Consider the following 21612-nt stretch of genomic DNA (forward strand, 5'->3'; position numbering starts at 1 on the left):
ATGAATACACCAGCATTTTTTCCAGATAACGAGAAGGTCGGCGGTCCCCAGGCGGACTTTCAGGACATCGCGATCATCGGCGTCTCCGGTCGTTATCCCATGGCTGAAAACCTTGATGAGTTCTGGCGCAACCTGGCCTCAGGTCGCGACTGTGTATCCAGGCTGCCCGAAGATCGCTGGCAACAGGGACACCCGCAACGAGAGCGCTCTGGCGATACCTGGGGCGGTTTCCTGAAGGATGCCGATTGCTTCGATTCGCTGTTCTTCAACATCACTCCGCGGGATGCCGCCAAGCTCGATCCGCAGGAACGGCTTTTCCTGCAATGTGCCTATGCTGCCATCGAGGACGCCGGCTACACCCGAAGGACCTTGGGCAAGTCGGTGGCCGAGCGGCATTCCAGGCAAAGCCGGGTGGGGGTCTTCGCGGGAGCCATGTATCAGGAGTATCAACTCTACGGAGTTGAAGCTTCATTGGTCAGCGATGGCACGGCGGCGAATGGTGTGGCCGCATCCATTGCGAACCGGGTCAGTTTTTTCTGCGGTTTCAATGGCCCGAGCCTGACGCTCGATACCATGTGTTCGTCCTCGATTACCGCCATCCACCTGGCTTGCCAGAGCCTGCAATTGCAAGAGTGCGAAGTGGCGTTGGCCGGTGGTGTCAATCTCTCTTTGCACCCCAACAAGTACCGCTTGCTCAAGGACAACAAGTTCCTTTCGCAAAAGGGGCGCTGTCGCAGTTTCGCCAGGGGAGGGGATGGCTATATTCCCAGCGAAGGTGTCGGTGTCGTGGTGCTCAAGCCCCTGGCCAAGGCTGTGCTCGATGGTGACCGAATCCATGGGGTCATCAAGGCCAGTGTGATAAATCACGGCGGGCACTCCACGGGTTACTACGTGCCCAACGCCGAGCAGCAATCGGCGTTGATCAGGGAGGCCATCGACAAGGCAGGTATCGATCCCCGGCACATCCAGTATGTCGAAGCGCATGGCACCGGCACGCCGGTAGGCGATCCGATCGAGTTACAAGGACTGAGCACCGCCTTTGGCGCCTATACCCAGGATAAACAGTTCTGTGCAATCGGATCGGTCAAGTCGAACATTGGCCATTCCGAAAGCGCCGCCGGTGTTGCGGCGCTGAGCAAAATCCTGCTGCAGATGAAACATGGGCAGTTGGCACCCTCGCTGTATGCCGATGAAATCAATCCCGATCTCAACTTCACCGACTCTCCCTTCTATGTGCAGCGGAATCTGGAGGCATGGCCGTGTGCGGTCGACGAGCAGGGCCGTCGGCGTCCGCGCATGGCCAGCCTGTCTTCATACGGCGCCGGAGGCTCGAATGCCCACCTGATCATTGCGGAGTATCTGCCGTCGCAGGCGGTCGCTCAGCAAGGCCAGCAGGTGCCTCCAGTCCTGGTGTTGTCCGCACCCAACCAGGTGGCCTTGCAGCTCCAGGCCAGGCAGTTGTTGCAGTTCTTCCAGGCGGGCGGTGCCGCTACCTCCCAGGAGCTGCTTGAGTGTGCCTACACCTTGCAAGTGGGCAGGGAGGCCTTTGATTGGCGCCTCGGATTCGTGGCCCAGGATGTGGATGCGGCGATTGCGTCACTGGAGCAGTTCCTCGATGGGGCCCATGAGCAGGTTGCCCATATTCTGCACGGCAGGATAAACGAATCGACAGCCCGTCCGGCGGTGCCCGGGGACACCCATGGCGGCGCTGACCCACAGCAATGCCTGCGCGCCTGGATCGATGGCGCGGATATCGACTGGGCGAACCTGTATGGCAAGGTTCGTCCGGCTCGCGTCAGCCTGCCGACGTATCCGTTTTCCCGGAACAAGCTCTGGTTGAAAACCGATACCCGGCTTTCACCTTACCCATCGCCAGTGGTAGATGGACCTCATGCCCATCCCCTGCTCGGACAGCATCAGTCTGGAACACTGATGTTTTCTTCAGTGTTCAGCGGTCAGGAGCCTTTCCTGGCCGATCATCAAGTCAACGGCAGCCCGATACTGCCGGCCGTTGCCTATCTGGAGATGGCCAGAGCGGCACATGAGGCATTGACGCCCGATAAGGCGCCACTGAGCCTGCACAAACTGCTCTGGTCCAGGCCGGCACAAGTGGCAGACGCAGTACTCGACACACGTATTACCCTGAGCGTCCAAGACAGCGCCCATCAGTCATTCATCATTGAAAGCACGGACGCCTCGGGTGACTACCTGACATGCGCCAGGGGCACGATCGGCAGGCTGCAGCAATCCGCGCCGCCAGCGCTCGATGTACCGGCATTCATTGGCCAGCACTGTCATCGGCGGTATGAGGGGGCTGAGTGCTATCGCCACTTCGCGAGTATCGGTCTGGACTACGGGCGCAGCCACCAGACCATTGAATACCTGCACCGCGGGGTGCACCACGTAGTTGCCAGACTGAACCTGGCGCCATTCGACACAAGCTACCAGCTCCATCCTTCAATGGCGGATGGGGCGTTCCAGGCGATCATCGGGTTTTATCTGGGGGCCGATCATAGCGACTGGCTACCGGTGCCTTTTGCCCTGGAACGGGCGGATCTGCATCGTGCCTGTTCATCCGAGATGTGGTGCATCGTCTCGCATGCGGCGCAAGGGGACGGCAAGGTCTTCGATATCCAGCTGCTCGATGTCGACGGGCGGCTTTGCGCGCTGTTCAGCGCATTGACGATCAAGGATTTCTCTGCGGCGAAACGTGTCCCGGTCGAGGTCGCCCCGGTCGCTGTCACGCCGGGTAGGAATGTGTCCTTGGCGGTCGAGTGGCAACCTTGTGAATGGCTTGCCACGCCAGCACCCGCGCCTCTCAAGGTATTGCAGATCGGCACGCAGGATGGAATCGAAGCCGAGCTGTCCAGGCTGTTGCCGCAGCGTGTTTATGCCGACCATCAGGAGCTGGCCAGTCGCGAGTCGTGTGATCGCCTGCTGGCCCGCGCAGGGGCGCTCGATGAAATCCTGTGGATTGCTCCAACGCCCGGAGCCGACCTGATACAAGAACAGGAAACAGGCATGATGAACCTGTTCCGACTGGTCAAGGCGCTGTTTTCGCAAGACTGCCATACCCGTCAGTTGTCATTGACGCTGGTCACATCCCAGGCTCAATCGGTGCACGAGGCCGAGCCGGTCTTTGCCGCCCATGCCTCCGTCCACGGCTTGGTAGGGGTGCTTGCCAAGGAAATGCGTAAATGGCGTTTCCGGATGATTGACCTGGACGGGACTCGCCCCTGGCCAGTGGAGCAACTGCTGACGCTGCCCTTCGACTCGAAGGGGGAAACCTGGGCCTTGCGTGCAGGCCGTTGGTACCGGCAATGCCTGATGGCGTGCCATGAGCCGCTGGCGAAAGAGGCCTGGGCGTTCCGTCGGCATGGGGTGTATGTGATCCTCGGTGGCGCCGGTGGCATCGGCAAGGCCCTGAGCCGTTATCTGATCGAACACTACAGCGCCAACGTGATCTGGCTTGGCAGGCGCAGCCTGGAGCAAGGCATCACCGCGGAACTGGACAGTTTCCGCGACCTGTCTCATGTGCCGATCTATTTTCAGGCTGATGCAACCGACCCGGCGGCGCTTGCCGAGGCCCATCGGCAGATCAAGCAACGCTTTGCGCACATTCATGGCGTGATCAATTCGGCCATCGTGCTCCACGATCAGAGTGTCCTGAGCATGGAGGAGCGAACGTTCGCCCTGGTGCTAGGCACCAAGGTCGCAAGCAGTGTGAACATGGCGCAGGTGTTCGGCCATGAACCGCTCGACTTCATGTTGTTCTTCTCCTCTCTGGCGGCCTTCCTCAAGACCGCGGGGCAGAGCAATTACACGTCAGGGTCGGTATTCCAGGATGCCTTTGCCCATCACTTGCGCAACGTTTGCCGGTTCCCGGTCAAGATCATGAACTGGGGCTACTGGGGCGAGTTCGGCGCGGGTGCTTCCGAGCACTATCGTCAGCGGATGGCGAACATCGGCGTTGCTTGCATTGATACCGCCGAGGGCATCGCGGCCGTCGAGTTCCTGCTGCGCAGTTCGCTTTCGCAACTGGGCTTCATCCGCATGCTCGATTTCAACGCGCTCAATATCTTGCCGGGCATGCTGCTGGATCGTGCGCTGGAAATCGGCGATCGGTACGCCACGGTGAGCGATGTGGCCGGGGTACTGGCCCGCGCGGACCTGCAGATGCAGGCACTGCTGCCGCAGCCCCTGGGCGCGGCCATGGCCGTTGCACCTCAGGTCGCCGCCCTGGCTGCGTCGTTGCCCGCCGAAGCGAATGGGGGGCTGGCGCCGTTGCCAGCGAGAGACTCGGCAAAGCCGGTGCGTGATCTGCGCGACAGGGCGTTGGCTCATATGAAGACTCTGGTCAGTGAGGCCCTACAGGTGCCTGTTGACGAGTTGGATCTCGGTACGCCGCTGGTGCGTTATGGCGTCGACTCGATCTCGGCGGTGTACATCACCAACGCCTTGGGTGAGGTGTTCGGCAAGGTCGATGGCACCTTGTTGTTCGACCTGCAGACGATTGAAGAGCTGGCCGACCATTTTCTTTCGGTTCAGCCTCAGGTCTACGCAGGGCTTTTCGGCAGTGTGACGGCCGAGGATCCTCCCTCCGCCAGCAGCCAGCCCGCGGTGTCGTCTGGCGCGGATTTGCGCAGCAATACGGTGCTGCGCATGAGAGCCCTGGTCAGCAATGCCCTGGAGGTTCCGCTCGATCAACTCGATGACAGCACGCCATTGGTGCGCTATGGAGTTGACTCGATCTCGGCGGTGTACATCACCAATGCCCTGGGCGAGTTGTTCGGTAAAGTCGACAGCAGCCTGCTGTTCGATGTCCAGACCATCGACGAAGTGGCGGACTATTTCCTGGCTCACGAGCCCGATACCTGCGCCAGGCTGTTCGGGGCTGAGACGGACGTTAGCGACACCAACCGCGTTCAAGGCCCATTGCTCGAGACACCGCAGCAGGGGGCAGCGACTTCAGTACAGGCCTCGTCTGCGGCACCGCGGTTGCCGATGCTGACAATCAACCGTGACGACGATATCGCGATTGTCGGCATGGCCGGTCGTTATCCCCAGGCGCTCGATCTCCCCGCGTTCTGGCACAACCTGCTCAAGGGGGTGCACTGCATCGAAGAAATTCCCGCGCAGCGCTGGGATTGGCGCACCGGCTTTTCGAGCGACCCCGAATTGATCGGCGGCTGCTATACGCGCTGGGGCGGTTTCATCGAGGGGCATGACGAATTCGATCCAGTCTTTTTCCATATTTCTCCGGCCGAGGCCGAGTTGATGGACCCGCAGGAAAGGCTGATTCTGCAGCACGCCTACAGTTGCATCGAGGATGCCGGCTACACCCCCCAAGGGCTTTCGAACGGAGGGGATGTCGGGGTGTTTGTCGGCGTCATGAACAGCGACTATCCGCTGGTTTCGCGCTATTGGTCGATCGCCAACCGCGTGTCCTACGTCTTTGACTTTCGAGGTCCCAGCATTGCGCTGGATACGGCCTGTTCTTCGTCCCTGAGTGCGCTGCACCTGGCTGCCGAAAGCATCCGTTGCGGCAGCTGCGCCAGCGCCCTGGTGGGCGGGGTCAACCTGATTACCGACCCGGTGCATCTCTCCAGCCTGTCCTACATGCAGATGCTCTCCCACGGCGATGCCTGCCGTGCCTTCGGCGATCGGGCGGACGGTTTCGTCGCCAGTGAAGGCGTGGGCGTGGTGATGCTCAAATCCCTGGGGCAGGCCAGGCGAGAAGGCGACCATATCTACGGGGTGATCAAGGGCAGCATGATCGGCGCCGGGGGACGCACGTCGGGCTACACCGTACCGAGTCCACGATCCCAGTCCCAGCTCATGGTCAAAGCGCTCGAGCGTGGGGGAATCGCGGCCCAGGATGTCAGCTACATCGAGGCCCATGGCACCGGGACCGCCCTGGGCGACCCGATTGAAATCAAGGGGCTGGTAGGTGCCTATACGGGGCTGACGGCATCCGGCCAGACCTGCGCGCTGGGCTCGGTGAAGTCCAATATCGGCCACGCGGAAAGCGCCGCCGGCATGGCGGGCCTGAGCAAAATATTGCTGCAGATGAAACACGGCATGCTGGCGCCGACCCTGCATGCCCACCCGTGCAACCCGCGTATCGATTTCAGCCAGACGCCGTTGCACCTCGTGGAGACGGCTCAAGCCTGGGAGCGTCGGACCAGGCAACAGGACGGCCAGACCTGGCTGGTGCCGCGGATTGCCGGCCTGTCCTCCTTCGGGGCAGGAGGGGCCAATGCCCATCTGTTGATCGCCGAGGAAGATCAGGCTCCAGCCCACATGCCTGGCGCTGTCGTGAGTGCGATTGTGTTGTCGGCGCAAAGCCGTGAACAACTGCGGCAACGCGTCGACGATCTGTCGCGGCACCTGCACAACGAAAGGCTCGACGACACTCACCTGAGTCGTCTGGCATTCACATTACAGACAGGCCGCGAGACCCTGGAGTGGCGCCTGGGGTTCGTCGTTCGGGACATGGCCCATTTGAGCCAATGCCTGGGCCAGATACTGGATACCGACTGGTCGCAACTGGCCTGGCTGGCCATCGGCGATACTCCGCCCCGCAGCAAGCCCACGTTGCCGCCGGTGCATAGCGCAGCGCCATGGACCAGCCAGGCGCTGCAACAGCAGATCGACAACTGGGTGCAGGGCGACCCGGTGGATTGGGCGCAGTGCCATGTCCGGCAACCGCAACGCCTGAGTTTGCCCGGTTATCCGTTCCGTCGTGACCGCTATTGGCTTGCACCGAGCCATGACCTGCGCCGCCTGACTCCGACGGCAGTGGGGAACTCGTCTTCACCGCTCAGGGAAAGCGCGCAGGTGGAGGCGCGTGCCAAGCAACCGGTGCTGACTTACCGGGAAGTCTGGCAGCCACAGGAACGGCAGAACCGTCATTCGTCGGCGCAGGTGCGGCGAGTCCTGTGTCTGGTCGATCGTGCGGAGCGCGGCCAGGCGCTGAACCTGGTCATCGAACAGGCGCACCCGGGTTGCACGGTGATGTTCCTGGTCTGCGACGGCGAAGCCACTGGCCTGAGCAATGGGGTGGCGCTCGCCCGTGACGACCTGGAGGGCTTCACCGCGGCCTTTCAACAGGTGCGCCAACGCTGGTCCGACGTGGATATCTGCTACCACGCACTGGGCGCCTGCGATCTCTATTACTGCGAGCGTTATGAAGGATTGCTGTACAGCATCCAGGCAATGATGGCGGCACAGTTACCGGTCCATCGACTGTTCCTGCTGGCTCGTTATCCACTGCCGAGGTTGCAGGCCCAGGTCGAGAGCTGGATGGGGTTTGTGCGTTCGCTGCCGATGGTCATGCCGCAGACGCGGGTCAGCCTGCTGGCCTGCCAGGACACCCTCGGCACAGGTGCATTGTCGATGGCGGACTGGTTCGCCCTTCATGTGTTGCCAGAGGCGCTGGCCGCTGAAGAGGACAGCGTGTTCTATCGGGATGGCATTCGCCATGTGGCTGTTACCGAGGCCTTGGCGCTGGTCGACAGCCCCCGGGTCGAACAGGCGGGAAAGACCTGGTTCATCACCGGCGGGATGGGGGCTCTGGCGCAGCTTCTATGGCGTCGCCTGCATGCCCAGGGAGCGAACCTGGTCCTTACCGGGCGTTCAGCGCTGACACCGGCCCTCGTCAGGGACATCGAGGCGCTGGATCGAGGTGTCGGGCGCCTGCTTTATGTGCAGGCCGATGTCAGCGATGAAATCAGCCTGCGTCGCGCCGTACAGCAAGCCAAAGCGCGTTTTGGGCAGGTTCATGGGGTCATCCATGCGGCGGGGGCTGCACCGACCACCACGCTGGAGGCGATCGACCTGGCTGACTTCCAGCGCGTGCTCGCGGCCAAGGTCGAAGGAACGCGCGTCCTGTCCCGGGTGTTCGAACCTGAAGGGCTGACCTGGCATGTGCAGTTTTCGTCGTCGTCCGCGATTCTGGGGGACTTCGGTTCCTGCAGCTATGCCGTGGCGAACCGTTACCAGAGCGCATTTGCCCTGGCCAAGAACCTCGACAGTCAGACGCGCCACATCGTCATCAACTGGCCGTTGTGGCGCGATGGGGCAATGGGGCTCAACAGCCGCCGCGAAGAACGCTTTTACCTGGACGGTAGTGGCCAGGACTATCTGGAGACCCCCGACGGCCTGGCGCTTTTCGAGCAGATTCTCGCCTCGGCCGTGCCTCAGGCGATCGTTCTGGTAGGTGGCAACAACCCATTGCAGCGTCGCCTGTCGGGCCATGCGCCGGCAGCGGAGCCTGCACCGGGCGTTTCCATACCGGTTCAACCGTCGTCGGCCCCGGTCGACGCGCGGCAGGTGCGCCAATGGGTGTTCGAGGCTATCGAAGAGCAGATAAAGCTGCCGGCGGAGCGTGTCCGGACGAGCCTGAACTGGACAGAGCTGGGTTTCGACTCGATCAAGCTGGCTCAACTGGGCAAGCAACTGTCGCAACGACTGGGCTGCGCACTGACCCCCGCGACCTTTTTTGCTAATCCGAGCGTCGATGATCTGCTGGCTTTCCTGACGCGCGACCCGGCGCCACAGAGTCCCCCAGTTGTCCCGGCAGACAAGCCGCACATGGCGCCGCAATCGGCGTCGTCGAACACGCCCGAAACCTATGAGCCGATCGCGATCATCGGCGTCAGCGGTCGTTTCCCCGGTGCGGATTCGGTGGAGCAGTTGTGGCGGAACTGGGTCGAGGGCACATCGGCGATTCAAGCCGCCTCGGCGTGTCGCGGTTTGCGGGCCGAGAGCGCCGGTTTTGCCACGCAGTCCCGGCTCTACGCAGGTTTTATCGATGGCGTGGAGGCGTTCGACCCGCTGTTCTTCGAACTCTCGCCCCATGAAGCGGCAGTGATCGATCCCCAGCAACGTCTGTTCCTGCAAGCCGCCTGGCATGCGTTCGAGGACGCCGGTTACCTCGGCGCTTCGATCCGTGGCAGCCAGTGTGGTGTGTTTGTCGGTGCCGAAGAGAGTTTCTACGGCGAGCAACTGGCAGATGCAGGCCGCATCAACGCTAACCGCAATGCCACCTTGTCGGCGCGAATTGCCTACGCTCTGGACCTCAATGGCCCCAACTACAGCCTGACCTCTTCATGCTCCTCAGGTCTGATGGCGATACATCAGGCGTGCCGCGCCTTGCATAACCGTGAGTGCACCATCGCCCTGGCTGGTGGCGTCAGCCTGATGATTTCATCCAGGGAGCTGGGGGTATTGGCCGATGTCATGCCGTTGGCACAGGAGCCTGTGTGCCGGGTGTTTGATCAGGACGCCAGCGGCCTGGTTCCGGCCGAAGCGGTGGCTGCCGTGGTGCTCAAGCCGTTGAGCCAGGCGCTGGCCGATGGCGATCAGGTTTACGGCGTGATTCGCAGCAGTGCGGTGAACTACGACGGGCGTACCAACGGCATTCTGGCGCCGAATCCGGCCCGTCAGGCCGAACTCTTCGCTCAGGCCCTTGCCACCGGAGGGCTTGAGCCAGGGCAGATCCAGCTGGTCCTGGCCCATAGCATCGGCATGCACCTGGGCGATCCGGTCGAAGTACAGGCGTTGCAGCAGGTATTTGCTCAGGACAACCGGCAGCCCTGTTCACTGAGCTCGATAAAACCGGGGTTGGGCCATAGCTTCGCCGCATCGGGGGTCGTGGACCTGCTGGCCATGTTGATGGCGCTGCGGCATGCCTGTAAGCCTGCGTTGCAAGGCTTGCGACAGGTCAACGAATACATTGGCTTCGACCGGTCCGGCATTGCTCCGGTACTCAGCCGGCAATCCTGGCAGGTGGCACCAGGAGAGCGTCGCCGCGGCCTGGTCAGCACCACCGGGATCAATGGTTCGAATGCTTGTGTCCTGATCGAGGAAGCCCCACAGCCTTGCGAGACGGCACCCGCGCCAGCCTATACAGCGCACCTGGTGCTGCTGTCTGCGCCGGATGCACCGCGCCTGGCGCAACTCGCCGAGAGTTTGTTGCAGCAGATCACGGATAACCCTGAGCTGCGGCTCGAGGACGTTGCGTTCACCTTGATGCAGGGCCGCGAGCCGCTGGAGTGTCGTGCCGCCTGGGTGGTGCATTCGCTTGACGAATTGCGCACGGTATTGGCCGGTTTCGACGACGTATCGCTGGGGTATCGCGGCCATAACCCGGTGCTGGAGTCTCTGGCGCCCGCGGCCTGGCCCGATTCGCCGAGCAGTGACGCTCTGCATGCCTTGGCCGCGGCTTGGGTGGAGGGAACACCGATGCCGGCTCGCCCTGCGCTTGAAGGCCGGCGCATCTCGTTGCCCCTGACCGCTTTCCTGCGGACCCCGTGCTGGTCGGCCAATACCTTGCCCGACCCGATCGCCCAGCCTGTGCGAGCGGAACCTTCCCGCCAGGCTAACGAGGATGTCCATGCCTTCATCCTGGCATTCCTCGAACAACACCTGGGGCTGAGCCCTGCGCAACTGGTGGTGGACAAACCGCTGCGCCAGTACGGCATGGACTCGGTTCTGGCCATCAAGCTCGCCCACGCCCTGGAGCAGCGTTTCCAGGTGCGACTTTCCGCGCGAGCCTTTCATGAGAACCCATCGCTGGCGGCGCTGAATGCGCATATCCAGCAGCACCCCGACTTCGCCCATGGGGCCGGGAGCGAGGTTGCGCCGTTTCAGGATGCACAAGTCATCGCGATGCTCGATCAGATTATCCAAAACGAGAAATCCCTGGACGACGTTAAGGAACTGTTGAAATGAATGCAGTCGCCACTAAAGAACAGCTTCTGGCCGCGTACAAAGCGGGAGAAATTTCGACCGCACAATTGAAGAGTCTGCTATTTGCCGCCGAACCCATGCCCCTGTCCGCCGGGCAAAAAGGGTTGTGGGCGTTGCACAAGACGTTGCCGGACATCACGGCCTATCAGATTCCCTTGTGTTTCCGTTGCGACCGAGCACTGGACCTCGAGGCGCTGCAACAGGCTTACCGGCGTGTCCTGACCAGCTATCCGTTGCTGACCAGCGTTCTGCATGAGGTGCAGGGCCAGCCGAGCCTGCGACCGCAGGCGGTTTCACGGTTCGGCCTGGTGCTGGAGGACGTTCGCGGGATGCCCACGCCACAGGTGCTGGACAGGTTGCACGGGTTGAGCAAACAGCCCCTGCCGCTGGAAGGGACTGCGTTGATCGATGGTCATGTCTTCCAGGCGGACGAGCAATGGTGGGGGTTGTTCCGGGTTCATCACATTGTCTTCGACGGCACTTCTGCCTTGCTGTTTCTGAATCACTTGTTCGATGCCTACCAGAGTCTTGTCAGCGGCCTGCCGCCGCGCGTCGAGCAACCGTCCGCGCACTTCGCTGAGTTTGTCGCCTGGCAAAACGAAATGCTCGCGGGGCCTGCCGCACAGCCGTTGCTCGACTATTGGCAAGGCGCGCTGGAACAAGTACCGCCGCCCCTGGAGCTGACGACGGACTTCGCCCGCAGCAGCACGGTGTCGTTCGAAGGCAGCAGTCTTCGCCAGCCGGTGCCTGAGGCACTGAATGCACGTCTGGAGTGCTTTTGCTCCGAACATGGATTGACCAGGGCGGTATTTTTCCTGGGGGTCTTCAATGGGTTGCTCAGCCGGTACACCCAGCAACAGGACATCGTTGTCGGCATGCCGACGCTGGGGCGCCCCAAAGAGTGTTTTGGGCAAAGCATCGGCTACTTCATGAACATGGTGCCGATTCGCAGCCGCGATATCGAAAGCGGTAGCGCGTGTGACTATTTGCGACGCCTGCAAGAGACGATGATCGATGCCGTCGACCATAGCGATTATCCTTTCCCGACGCTGCTCAAGGCACTCAAGGTGCCCCGCAACCATCGACAGCGCCCGCTGTTCAACATCGCGTTCGCCCATCAGAACTTCGCCAGCAGTCATTGGCTGCAGCACCTCGAGCATCAATACACCACGCCGCTGGGCATCACGATGGTCGAGCAGTTGCGCCAGGAAGGCGAATACGAGCTGGAGCTCGAGATCATCGAAAGCGCCGAGGGGGCGCTGATCAACTTCAAATACGCCACCGCTCTGTTTGAACCGGCACGCATCGAACGGATGCTCGTGCACTACCTGCAGTTGGTGGAAGGGGTCCTGGCCGACCCGCAGCGTTCGCTGGCGGACCACGACATTGTGGCGGCGCAGGAGCGGGCACTGCTGCAACGCTGTAACGACACTGACCTGAAGGTGCCGGCGGTCGCGAGCCTGCTGGAATGGGTGCAGCAACAGGCCGAGCGTGACCCGGAAAAAACAGCCTTTCGGTATCAGGAACACAAGCTCGGTTACCGCGCGCTGATGCAAGGCGCGAAGGCGCTGGGCAACTTCTTGAACGCACGGGGGATCGGGCCGGGGGCGAAGGTTGCGATTTGTGTCGAGCGCTCGCTGGATCTGCCGTTGGCCATCCTGGGTGTCCTGCACAGCGGCGCGGCCTATGTCCCCCTGGACCCGACTTATCCCGGCGAACGCCAGCGCTACATGCTGGAAGACAGCGGTTCCAGTCTGTTGTTGAGCCAGTCGACGATCACCCGCGACTGGCCCGTGCCTTGTGACGTCCTGTGCCTGGACGAGCAGCGCGCCCGCATCGCAGAGTATGCCGACAGCCAGGTACCGCAACTCAAGGTCCGCAGTGACAGCGATCTGGCGTACCTGATCTACACCTCGGGCTCCACCGGCAAGCCCAAGGGCGTGATGGTGCCCCACAGCGCGCTGAACAACTTCCTCCACGGCATGGCTGAGATGCTGCAGGTCGATGAGCGCGACTGTTTACTGGCCGTGACCACCTTCAGTTTCGATATCGCGGGGCTGGAGCTGTTTCTCGGGCTTGTTCGCGGTGCCGAATGTGTCCTCTGCGATGCCGCCGTGGCCAGTGATGCCGAGCGCCTCAAGGCGTTGATCGAGCACAGCGATCCAAGCCTGATGCAGGCGACACCGACGACCTGGCAATTGCTGTTCCAGGTCGGCTGGCAGCCTTCCTCGCGGTTGAAAGTGCTGTGCGGCGGAGAAGCGATGCCGGTGGCGTTGTTCCAACGCTTTCAGGCGTCGTCGGCGCAGGTCTGGAATCTCTATGGGCCGACTGAAACCACGATCTGGTCCAGCGCCAAGCGTCTCGATCACGCCAGGGGCGTGACCATCGGCGGCCCGATCGCAAACACCCAGCTGCATGTTTTCAATCAGTATCGACGCCTGCAGCCGATAGGCGTGCCGGGTGAACTGGCGATTGCCGGGGCCGGGCTGGCAACGGGTTACCATCGACTGGCTGAACAAACGGCGGACAAGTTCGTCGCCGACCCGTTTCGCCCGGGGCAGCGAATGTTCCTTACCGGCGACAGTGCGTTGCGCCTGGAGGACGGCGAGATCCGCTGTCTGGGACGCCAGGACCTGCAAGTCAAAGTGCGGGGGCATCGGATCGATGTCGAGGAAATCGAGACCTGCATCGTCGCGCAGTGCCCGGTGCGGTCGGCGGTCGTCGTACTGCATCAGGCGAGTGAGCACGCCTCGATGCTGGTGGCCTACCTGCAGGCCGACAGTGCTGCTATCGACCAGCAGCAACTGATCGCAACGGTCAAGGCCGAGCTGGGCAAACACCTTCCCGGGTACATGATGCCGCAGCGCTTTGTCTGCGAGCAGGCGCTGCCCATGACTGCCAACGGCAAGGTCGACCGCAAGGCGCTGATGGCGCGGATGTTGCCAAAGGCGCCGGACAAGGTTGTCGCGACAGCACCGCCAGTCAGCCAGCCGCAGAGGGCAGAGCAGGTCCGGCAGGCCTGGCAGCAGGTACTGGGTTATCCCGTGGAGGATGACGAGACCGGCTTTTTCGATTTCGGCGGTGATTCGGTCAGCGCGGTGCAGGTCGCACAGCTGCTGAGTGAGCGGTTGCAGCACAAGGTGGCGGTGACGCTGCTGTTTCAATACCCAACGGTGAGCCTTCTGGGGGCGGCGCTGAATCAACTGGCACCGGTCCTGAGCGACGATGGCGCGCCGAGCATGGCGGACGCAAGCCTGACCCAGGCGCCCGAACGCTTGCCGGACGCGCTGGAGGGGGCCGCGGCGGTCATCGGCATGTCCTGCCAGTTTGCACAAAGCGTGGACCTGGAGGCGTTCTGGGACAATCTCTGCCAGGGCCGCGCCTGCGTCACCCGTTGGAGCGATGCCCAATTGCGTGAGCTGAACGTCCCGGAGTCCATGATCCGGAACCCGCAATTCGTTCCGGTCAAGGCGATCCTGGACGATAAGCATGCGTTCGACGCGACCTTCTTCGGACTCTCGCCCAGGGACGCGGGCTTCATGAGTCCGGCGTTCAAGCACCTGCTGATGCATGCCTGGCGGGCGTTCGAAGATGCCGGTTATATCCCTGAACAGACCCCGAGCACGGCGGTATATATCTCGGCCGGGCAGAGCATGAGCGGCCAGCAGGGAGCGGCGGACGCGGCGTACTTTATCGAAGACGCCGATGAGTATGTCCGCTGGCTGATGGGGCAGGGCGGCAGCATTCCGACCATGATCTCCTACAAGCTCGGCCTGTCGGGGCCCAGCGTATTCCTGCAGACCAACTGTTCGTCGTCGCTGGTGGCATTGCAGGCGGGGCTGGACAGTATCCGCAGCGGCGCCGCGGATTACGCCCTGGTGGGCGCGGCAACGGTATTTCCGGTGTCGATGGCCGGTTATCTCCATCAGCCCGGGCTGAACTTTTCCAGCAGCGGCCAGTGCCGCGCATTCGATGCCGAAGCCGACGGCATGGTGAGCGGTGAGGGTGTCGCCATGCTCTTGCTCAAGCGCGCCAGCCTGGCGCTGGCCGATGGCGACCCGACCTACGCCTTGCTCAAGGAAGTACAGGTCAATAACGACGGGGCCCTCAAGGCCGGTTTTTTTGCCCCCAGCGTCGCGGGACAGGCGGCGGTCATCGGCCGCGTGCTGGACAAGGCGGGGGTCGAGCCGCAAGAGGTCGGTTACATCGAGACCCACGGCACGGGCACCGCGCTGGGCGACCCCGTGGAATTCGCCGCGCTCAGCGACGCCTACGCCAGCAGCGCCGGAGCGCTACGGTTTTGTGGCCTGGGCTCGGTGAAAAGCAACATAGGGCACACGGACACGGCTGCGGGGCTCGCCGGCTCGATCAAGGCCATCCTCAGCCTGGCCCACCAGAAGATCCCACCGACACTGCATATCGACTCGCCAAACCGGCAGATCGACCTTGAGCACTCGCCGTTCTTTCTGGTGGACCGCTTGCGGCCGTGGCCGGCGCAGCCGGGGCGACCACGGCACGCGGCCGTCAGCTCCTTCGGGGTGGGCGGTACCAACGCCCATGCGTTGTTCCGCAGCGCCGACGACTTGCCCGCGCGTCCGGCGTCCGTGGGCTCGGGCCCTTATCTGGTGTTGCTGTCGGCCAAGACCGAGGACAAGTGCCGGGTGGCCGCGCAGCAGTTGCTGGCCTTTGTGCAAAACAGCGCTCCCTCACTCGATCTCGGCGATCTCGCCTACACCCTGCAAGTCGGCCGCAAAGCCTGGCCGCAGCGTATTGCCATGGTTGTGAGCGACCGTAACGAGCTCTGCCGCACCCTGGCGAACTGTATCGAGGGGCGTGCCGACGATGCGTTGCATCGAGGGCGGGCGAGTCGCCAGCTGGCCGCCCGCGAAGGGCTCGCCTCCGCCGCGAGCGACGTACACAGCCTTGCCCTGCACTGGGTCCAGGGTGGCCACCTCGAGGGCTACCAAGCGCCAACCGGCGACAGACCGCCACGGCGCATTCACCTCCCGACTTATCCCTTCATCACTGACCGCGAAAGGCACAGTATGCCGACCACTTTGCAGAACACTGTCGAGCCCGTTCCCGCGCCGCCGGCCGGAACGGCCAGCCATGCCCTGCAGGGCGCCGTCTGCTGGGTCCGCGAGCCTTCACCCGCTGGCGAGTCGCAGCAGGGCGGCAGGACGGCGATCGTTTGCGACGCGCTCGACTTGCCCGGCGCACCGGGCGAGATGCTGCACATCGACCCTCGGGTCTTCAGCGACCAGGCCGCCCTGGCGACACTGTTCGAACAGCACGCGCACCTTGAACACCTGATCTGGCTACTGCCCGAGGACCGTATCGGTACATTGGCGGGCATGCAGGCCGAGCAGCACCGAGGGGTGTTATGGGGCGCCACCTTGCTGCAGGCACTGGGGGGAAGCTACCACGGCAAGGCGCTCAAGTTTACGGTGGTGACCCGGCGCAGCGTGGCGATTTTCGACCAGGACCCTCTGGTGGCCACCCACAGCGGGGCCCATGGACTGGTCGGGACGGTGGTCAAGGAACACCCGCACTGGCAGGCGCGGATTGTCGATGTCGAGGACCTTGGCGTGGTGTGGACGACAGCCTTCGCCGCATTGCCCTTCGAGCGTAGCGGCAGGCCCTGGGCGTACCGCGCGGGTGACTGGTTCCGGCCTTCGTTGCACCTGCTGGACGACAGCCTGGGCAGCCCCGATCGGCTTGCCGGGTCGACGTACCGCCAGGGTGGGGTGTATGTGATCGTGGGCGGCGCCGGCGCTATCGGGCAGGACTGGAGCGCTTACCTGCTGCGCAACTATCAGGCGCAACTGGTGTGGATCGGTCGCAGCGCGGCAGACGCACAAGTGCAGGCCAGCATCGAGCGGCTGGCGGCCCTGGGCCCCGCGCCGCTGTATGTTCAGGCCGATGCGACGGACCTGGAGCAATTGCAGCGGGCCTGTAACGCCATTCGCCAGCGCTTTCCCCGGATTCACGGTGTCGTGCACTCGGCGATGGTGCGTGAGAATCAGGTCTTGCAGCAGCAGACGGCGCAAGACTTCGAACGTCAGGTCAATACCAAGGTTGCCATCGCGCTGAACCTGGCACAGCTGTTCAGCGAGGAGCCTCTCGATTTCCTGTTGTTTTTCTCATCGATCAACGCCTTCTACCTGGCCCCCAACAGTTGTGCATACGCCGCCGGAGGCAGCTTCATCGGCGCGTTGGCCGACCAGCTCAATCAGCGCAGGGATCGTTGCGCGAAAGTCGTCTACTGGCCGCATTGGGAGACCGCGCAACTGCGCGAGGACTCCCAGGGTGTCCGGCAGCACCTGGCACGGTTGGGGTTCGGGGTGTTGCCTGTCGAGCAAGGCATGGCCCAGCTCGAAACTTTCCTGGCGCAGCCGTTCACGCACATGGCCAGTTTGCGGCTGACCAGTGAAACCAAGCTGCAACAGCTGAACTTCAGCGGTTTCGGCGTGTACGCCAAGCAGCAGGCCTGTGCTGCCGACGTGGTGCCTGCGACGACGCTCGAGCTGGACCAGGCGCAACGCTTGATTGAAATCACCTATGGCCAGCTGGATGAAATCGCACCGCTGCTACGGGCGTTGATGTGGCGACAGATCGACCTGTTCCTTGGCGAAGCGGGTCTGACTTCGGGCAACCGTCGCGGCCGCTATTCATTGAAGCACCTGCAATCGGCGCTCAGCGACGGTCACTACCTGCTGCGTTGGCTCAACGCCAGCCTGCGCATTCTCGAAGACCGCGAGGAAATCACCCTTTCAGGCGATCAAATCATACTGTCCAGCGCCCTGGAAGATCGGGTCGACAGCAGCTGGGAGCGTTGGCAGACAGTCAAGGCCGAGCTGGAAAAAGATCCGTTCCTGGCATCGGTCAGCCGTTTTATCGACGTGGCGCTGCAAGCCACTCCCGATGTGCTGGGCTCGCGCAAGAAAGCCACCGACGTGTTTTTTTCCAACAGTTCGATGGCACTGGTGGAGTCCATCTACAAGGAAAACCCCGTCGTCCACTACTACGGTTCGGTGGTCGGCAAGCTGGTCGCGGCCCAGATCGAGGCGATTGTGGCTCGACAACCGGACGCCAGGATTCGCCTGCTGGAAGTGGGCGCCGGCACCGGCAGTTGTACCGAGCATGTGTTGGCCGCTCTCAAGCCGTTTGCCGAAAATATCAGCGAATACTGCTTCACCGATCTGTCGCAGTTGTTCCTGCAGCGAGCCGAGCGTCGCTACCGCTCCGAGCATCCGTACCTGGCCACGCGGATTTTCAACGCCGAGAAAGAGCCGCAAGCCCAGGGGATGACGCCTGAACACTACGATGTGGTGATCGCCGCCAACGTGATTCACGCGACTCAGGACATTCGCACCTCGGTGCGCCATATCCAGTCGTTGATGAAGACTCATGGTCAGTTCCTGCTGTTGGAGCTGACTGAAAACTCACTGTTCTCCCACCTGACGTTCGGCTTGCTTGAGGGCTGGTGGCGCTTCACCGATCCTGAGTTGCGGATGCCTTATGGCCCGGCATTGTCGGCCGCGAGCTGGCGCAGCGTCTTGCTGGATCAAGCCTTCGATCGCGTCAGCCTTCCCTGTGCAGCCCTCAAGCGCAGCGACCTGCAGGTAGTCGTCGGCCGCAGCAGCGGGTTCGGTCTCGGTCCGCAGTCCCCGCGCCGCTGGACATCGGTGCAGGCGCCCGAAGCTACGGCCCCGGCACAGCCCCATGCCCCGGCAGCCAGCCCAGGTGCGGCGCTGGCACGTACCGTTGCCTGCCAGGCCGCTCCGGCGCAGGTGGCCGTATCGTCGGCGTTCGCTCAGGTGCGCAGCACCCTGGCGCAGGTCTTCAGCCAGGCCCTGGGGGTTCCCACCAGTGATATCGATGGCGACGAGTCTCTGGGCGATTACGGTCTGGACTCCATCATCGGGGTCAAGCTGGTACAGCAGATCAATGCCCAACTGAACGTGGAGCTGGTGGCGGGGGGTCTGTTCGAGTTCAACACCCTGAACCTGCTGGCCAGCCACGTAGCCGGCTTGTTGCCCGAGTCGAGGGTCACGCCTGCGCCTGCCGTCGAGCCGGTTTGCGCCGCTGTCGCGCCGCCGGTTCTCCAGCAGCCGGCCCAAGTGCTGACGCCGAGCCACAAGCCTCGCCCTCATGATGTCGCCATCGTCGGCATGAGCGCGCAATTTCCCGGGGCAAATTCGCTGTCGGCGTTCTGGAACAACATCGAGGAGGGAATCGACTGCACCCAGGAGATCCCGGAGGAGCGTTGGGACTGGCGGCAGTTCTTTGGTAAAAGCGACGGCGCGAACCCCCGCACCGAGTCACGCTGGGGCGGCTTTATCGACAATGTCTACCACTTCGATCCGCTGTTCTTTGAATTGTCGCCCTATGAAGCGGCATTGATGGACCCGCAGCAGCGCCTGCTGCTCAAGCACGCCTGGCTGGCGATCGAGGATGCCGGTGTCGCGCTCAAGCGGTTTGCCGCGAAGAAAACCGGTGTGTTCATGGCGGTCGGGGCATCCGAGTATGCGTACACCGTGCAGTTGCCGGTGGGCAATCCACTGGTGGCGTCGTCGATTTCATCGGCGATGGTCGCCAACCGGATTTCTCACCTGTTCAACCTGCGCGGGCCGAGCGAGCACTACGACACCGGCTGTTCGTCCTCGCTGGTGGCTCTGCACCGGGCACTGGTGGCGATGGCCAACGGTGAGTGCGAGCAGGCCCTGGTCGGCGGGGTACAACTGGTGTTGTCGCCCCTGGGCGCGATCAACCTGGGGGCCGTGGGCTTTCTCAGCAGCGATGGCCAGTCCCGTTCATTCCAGGCCGGCGCGGACGGTTTTGTCCGTTCCGAAGGCGTGGGGGTACTGGTACTTAAATCCCTGGAACAGGCGATCGCCGACCGGGACGATATCTACGCGGTGCTCAAGGGCAGTGGGGTGGCCCACGGCGGCAAAGGGGTTTCGCTGACGTCCCCGAATGCCCAGGGCATGAAGGAGGCAATCGTCCAGGCGCTGGACCGTGCTGGCGTGGAGCCCGGCTCCCTGTCCTATGTCGAGACCCACGGCATTGCCTCGGAAATCGGCGACAGCATTGAGATTCAAGCGCTGAAGTCGACCCTCGACGATGGGGCGGCGCCGGAAGATTGCGTCTTGAGTAGTCTCAAGCCGGTGATTGGCCACGCCGAAATCGCTTCGGGGATCGGTGCGCTGATGAAAACCGCATTGGCCTTGCGCAACCGCCTGCGCCCGGGGGTTCCCGGTTTCTCGCAGGCCAGCGAGCACCTGTCGCTGGCCCATAGTCGCTTGAGCATTGCCGCGCAGCCGCGCGACTGGCCGGCGCCGGCGAGCGGCCACCCACGCCGTGCCGGGGTCAACAGCTTCGGTTTTGGTGGGGTCAATGCATTTGCCGTGCTTGAAGAATATGTCCATGAACCCAGCGCGCGGCCAAGCCAGGCAGGCGAGCGGCAGTTGCTGGTCCTCAGTGCCAAGCAGGACCCGGCGTTGCGTCGCAGTGCGGCAGCGCTGCTGGACTTTCTGGAAAACAACGCAGCCCTGGACCTGGCGCAACTGGCCGCCGCCCTCTGGCGCAAGACCGCGTTGCCGGTGCGATTGGCGATGGTCGTGAGCACTCTTCAGGAAGCCGTCACCCACTTGCGTGCTTTTGTTGCCAGCGAGCCGGGACAAGCGGGGTCTCTGCCGGGTTGTCATTATGGTGATGAGAGCAACCGTTCGCCGGCCCTGCACGAGTTGCTTGAAAGCCCCTCGGGCGCGGCATTGTTGCAGGGGGTGCGTGAGCAGCGCGATTACCCTCGGCTGGCGAGCCTGTGGTGCTGCGGCGTGGCCCTGGACATTGATCCGGCCCTGAGCGAGCAGCCTGGGCTGCGACTACCGGCCTACGTCTTTGATGAACGCATCTGCAAACTGCCCGCCCACACGGACGGCTTCAGCATGCCGAACCTGTCGGCCCCAGGCCGTGCCGCCACGCCGAGCGAGGCCGAGCGGGTAAGGCATGACGGCGACGCGCCGCAGGACGCCGAAGCTCAGTTGCGGCTGATGCTTGCCAGCTTGTTGCAACTGGAACCCGATGAGCTGGATTTTCAGCGGCCTGTTGCGCAGTACGGTGTCGACTCGCTGACCGCGGTGATGTTGCAGAACCGGATTTTCGAGCACTACGGGATCCGGCCCGGGCTGCCGCAGTTGTTGAACTGTCGAAATTTCGCCGAGCTGGCCCGCAGCTTGCCCCAGGTCCCGGCGACGGTCGCTGTTCAACCTCGCGAGTCGGCGCTGGCCGAGCATCCGCCGAGTGTCGGCCAGCAAGGTCTGTGGACCGAGCAACGGTATTTCGCACAACAGGCCGGTTACAACATCCCCTATGCGTTCCGGCTTGATGGCCGGGTGGACGCCCGACGGCTGTTCGCTGCCGCCGAAGAAACCGTCGCCCGCCACAGCTTGCTGGGCGCAAATTTCGAGTTGCGAGGCGAGAGCCTGTGGGTTCGTAACAACGCCCACCCACGTCCGCAATGCACGGTTCATGAGTACCAGGGCGCCGACGATCAGGCACTGGAAGCGTCCATGCGGGCGATTGCCAGAAAGCCGTTCAAGCTGGAGAGCGATGCGTTATTGCGTGTCGATCTGTTTGTCCAGGCACCCGACCAGGACAGCACGGTCCTGATGTTGACGTTCCATCACTCGGTGTTCGACGGCAGCTCGTTGCCGATCTTCCTGGGCACCTTCCTGGCGCTTTACGAACAAGGTCCAGAGGCCGACGTACCGGCACCGCGCAGCAATTATTCCGCCTTTGTCGAGTGGCAGCAGCGCTGGCTGCTCAGTGAGGAGGGCGTGCGCGCCGGTCGCT

General features: G+C 62.9%; 2 protein-coding genes (1 of these 2 running past the window's edge). Both read left to right on the plus strand.

Annotated elements, in window-relative coordinates:
* Positions 1-10737 (plus strand): SDR family NAD(P)-dependent oxidoreductase, encoded by a 10737-nt coding sequence (locus tag AC3RCP_RS11475; protein WP_492571480.1) that lies wholly within the window; start codon positions 1-3, stop codon positions 10735-10737.
* Positions 10734-21612: the 5' portion of an amino acid adenylation domain-containing protein gene (locus AC3RCP_RS11480; RefSeq protein WP_492575579.1), read on the plus strand. 3869 nt of this gene lie beyond the right edge of the window; 10879 of the gene's 14748 nt are visible here — the first part of the coding sequence; it begins with the start codon at positions 10734-10736; its stop codon lies beyond the right edge, outside the window. The genes AC3RCP_RS11475 and AC3RCP_RS11480 overlap by 4 nt, the downstream gene beginning before the upstream one ends.

Source organism: Pseudomonas sp. GW822-FHT05A08, from assembly GCF_058800485.1.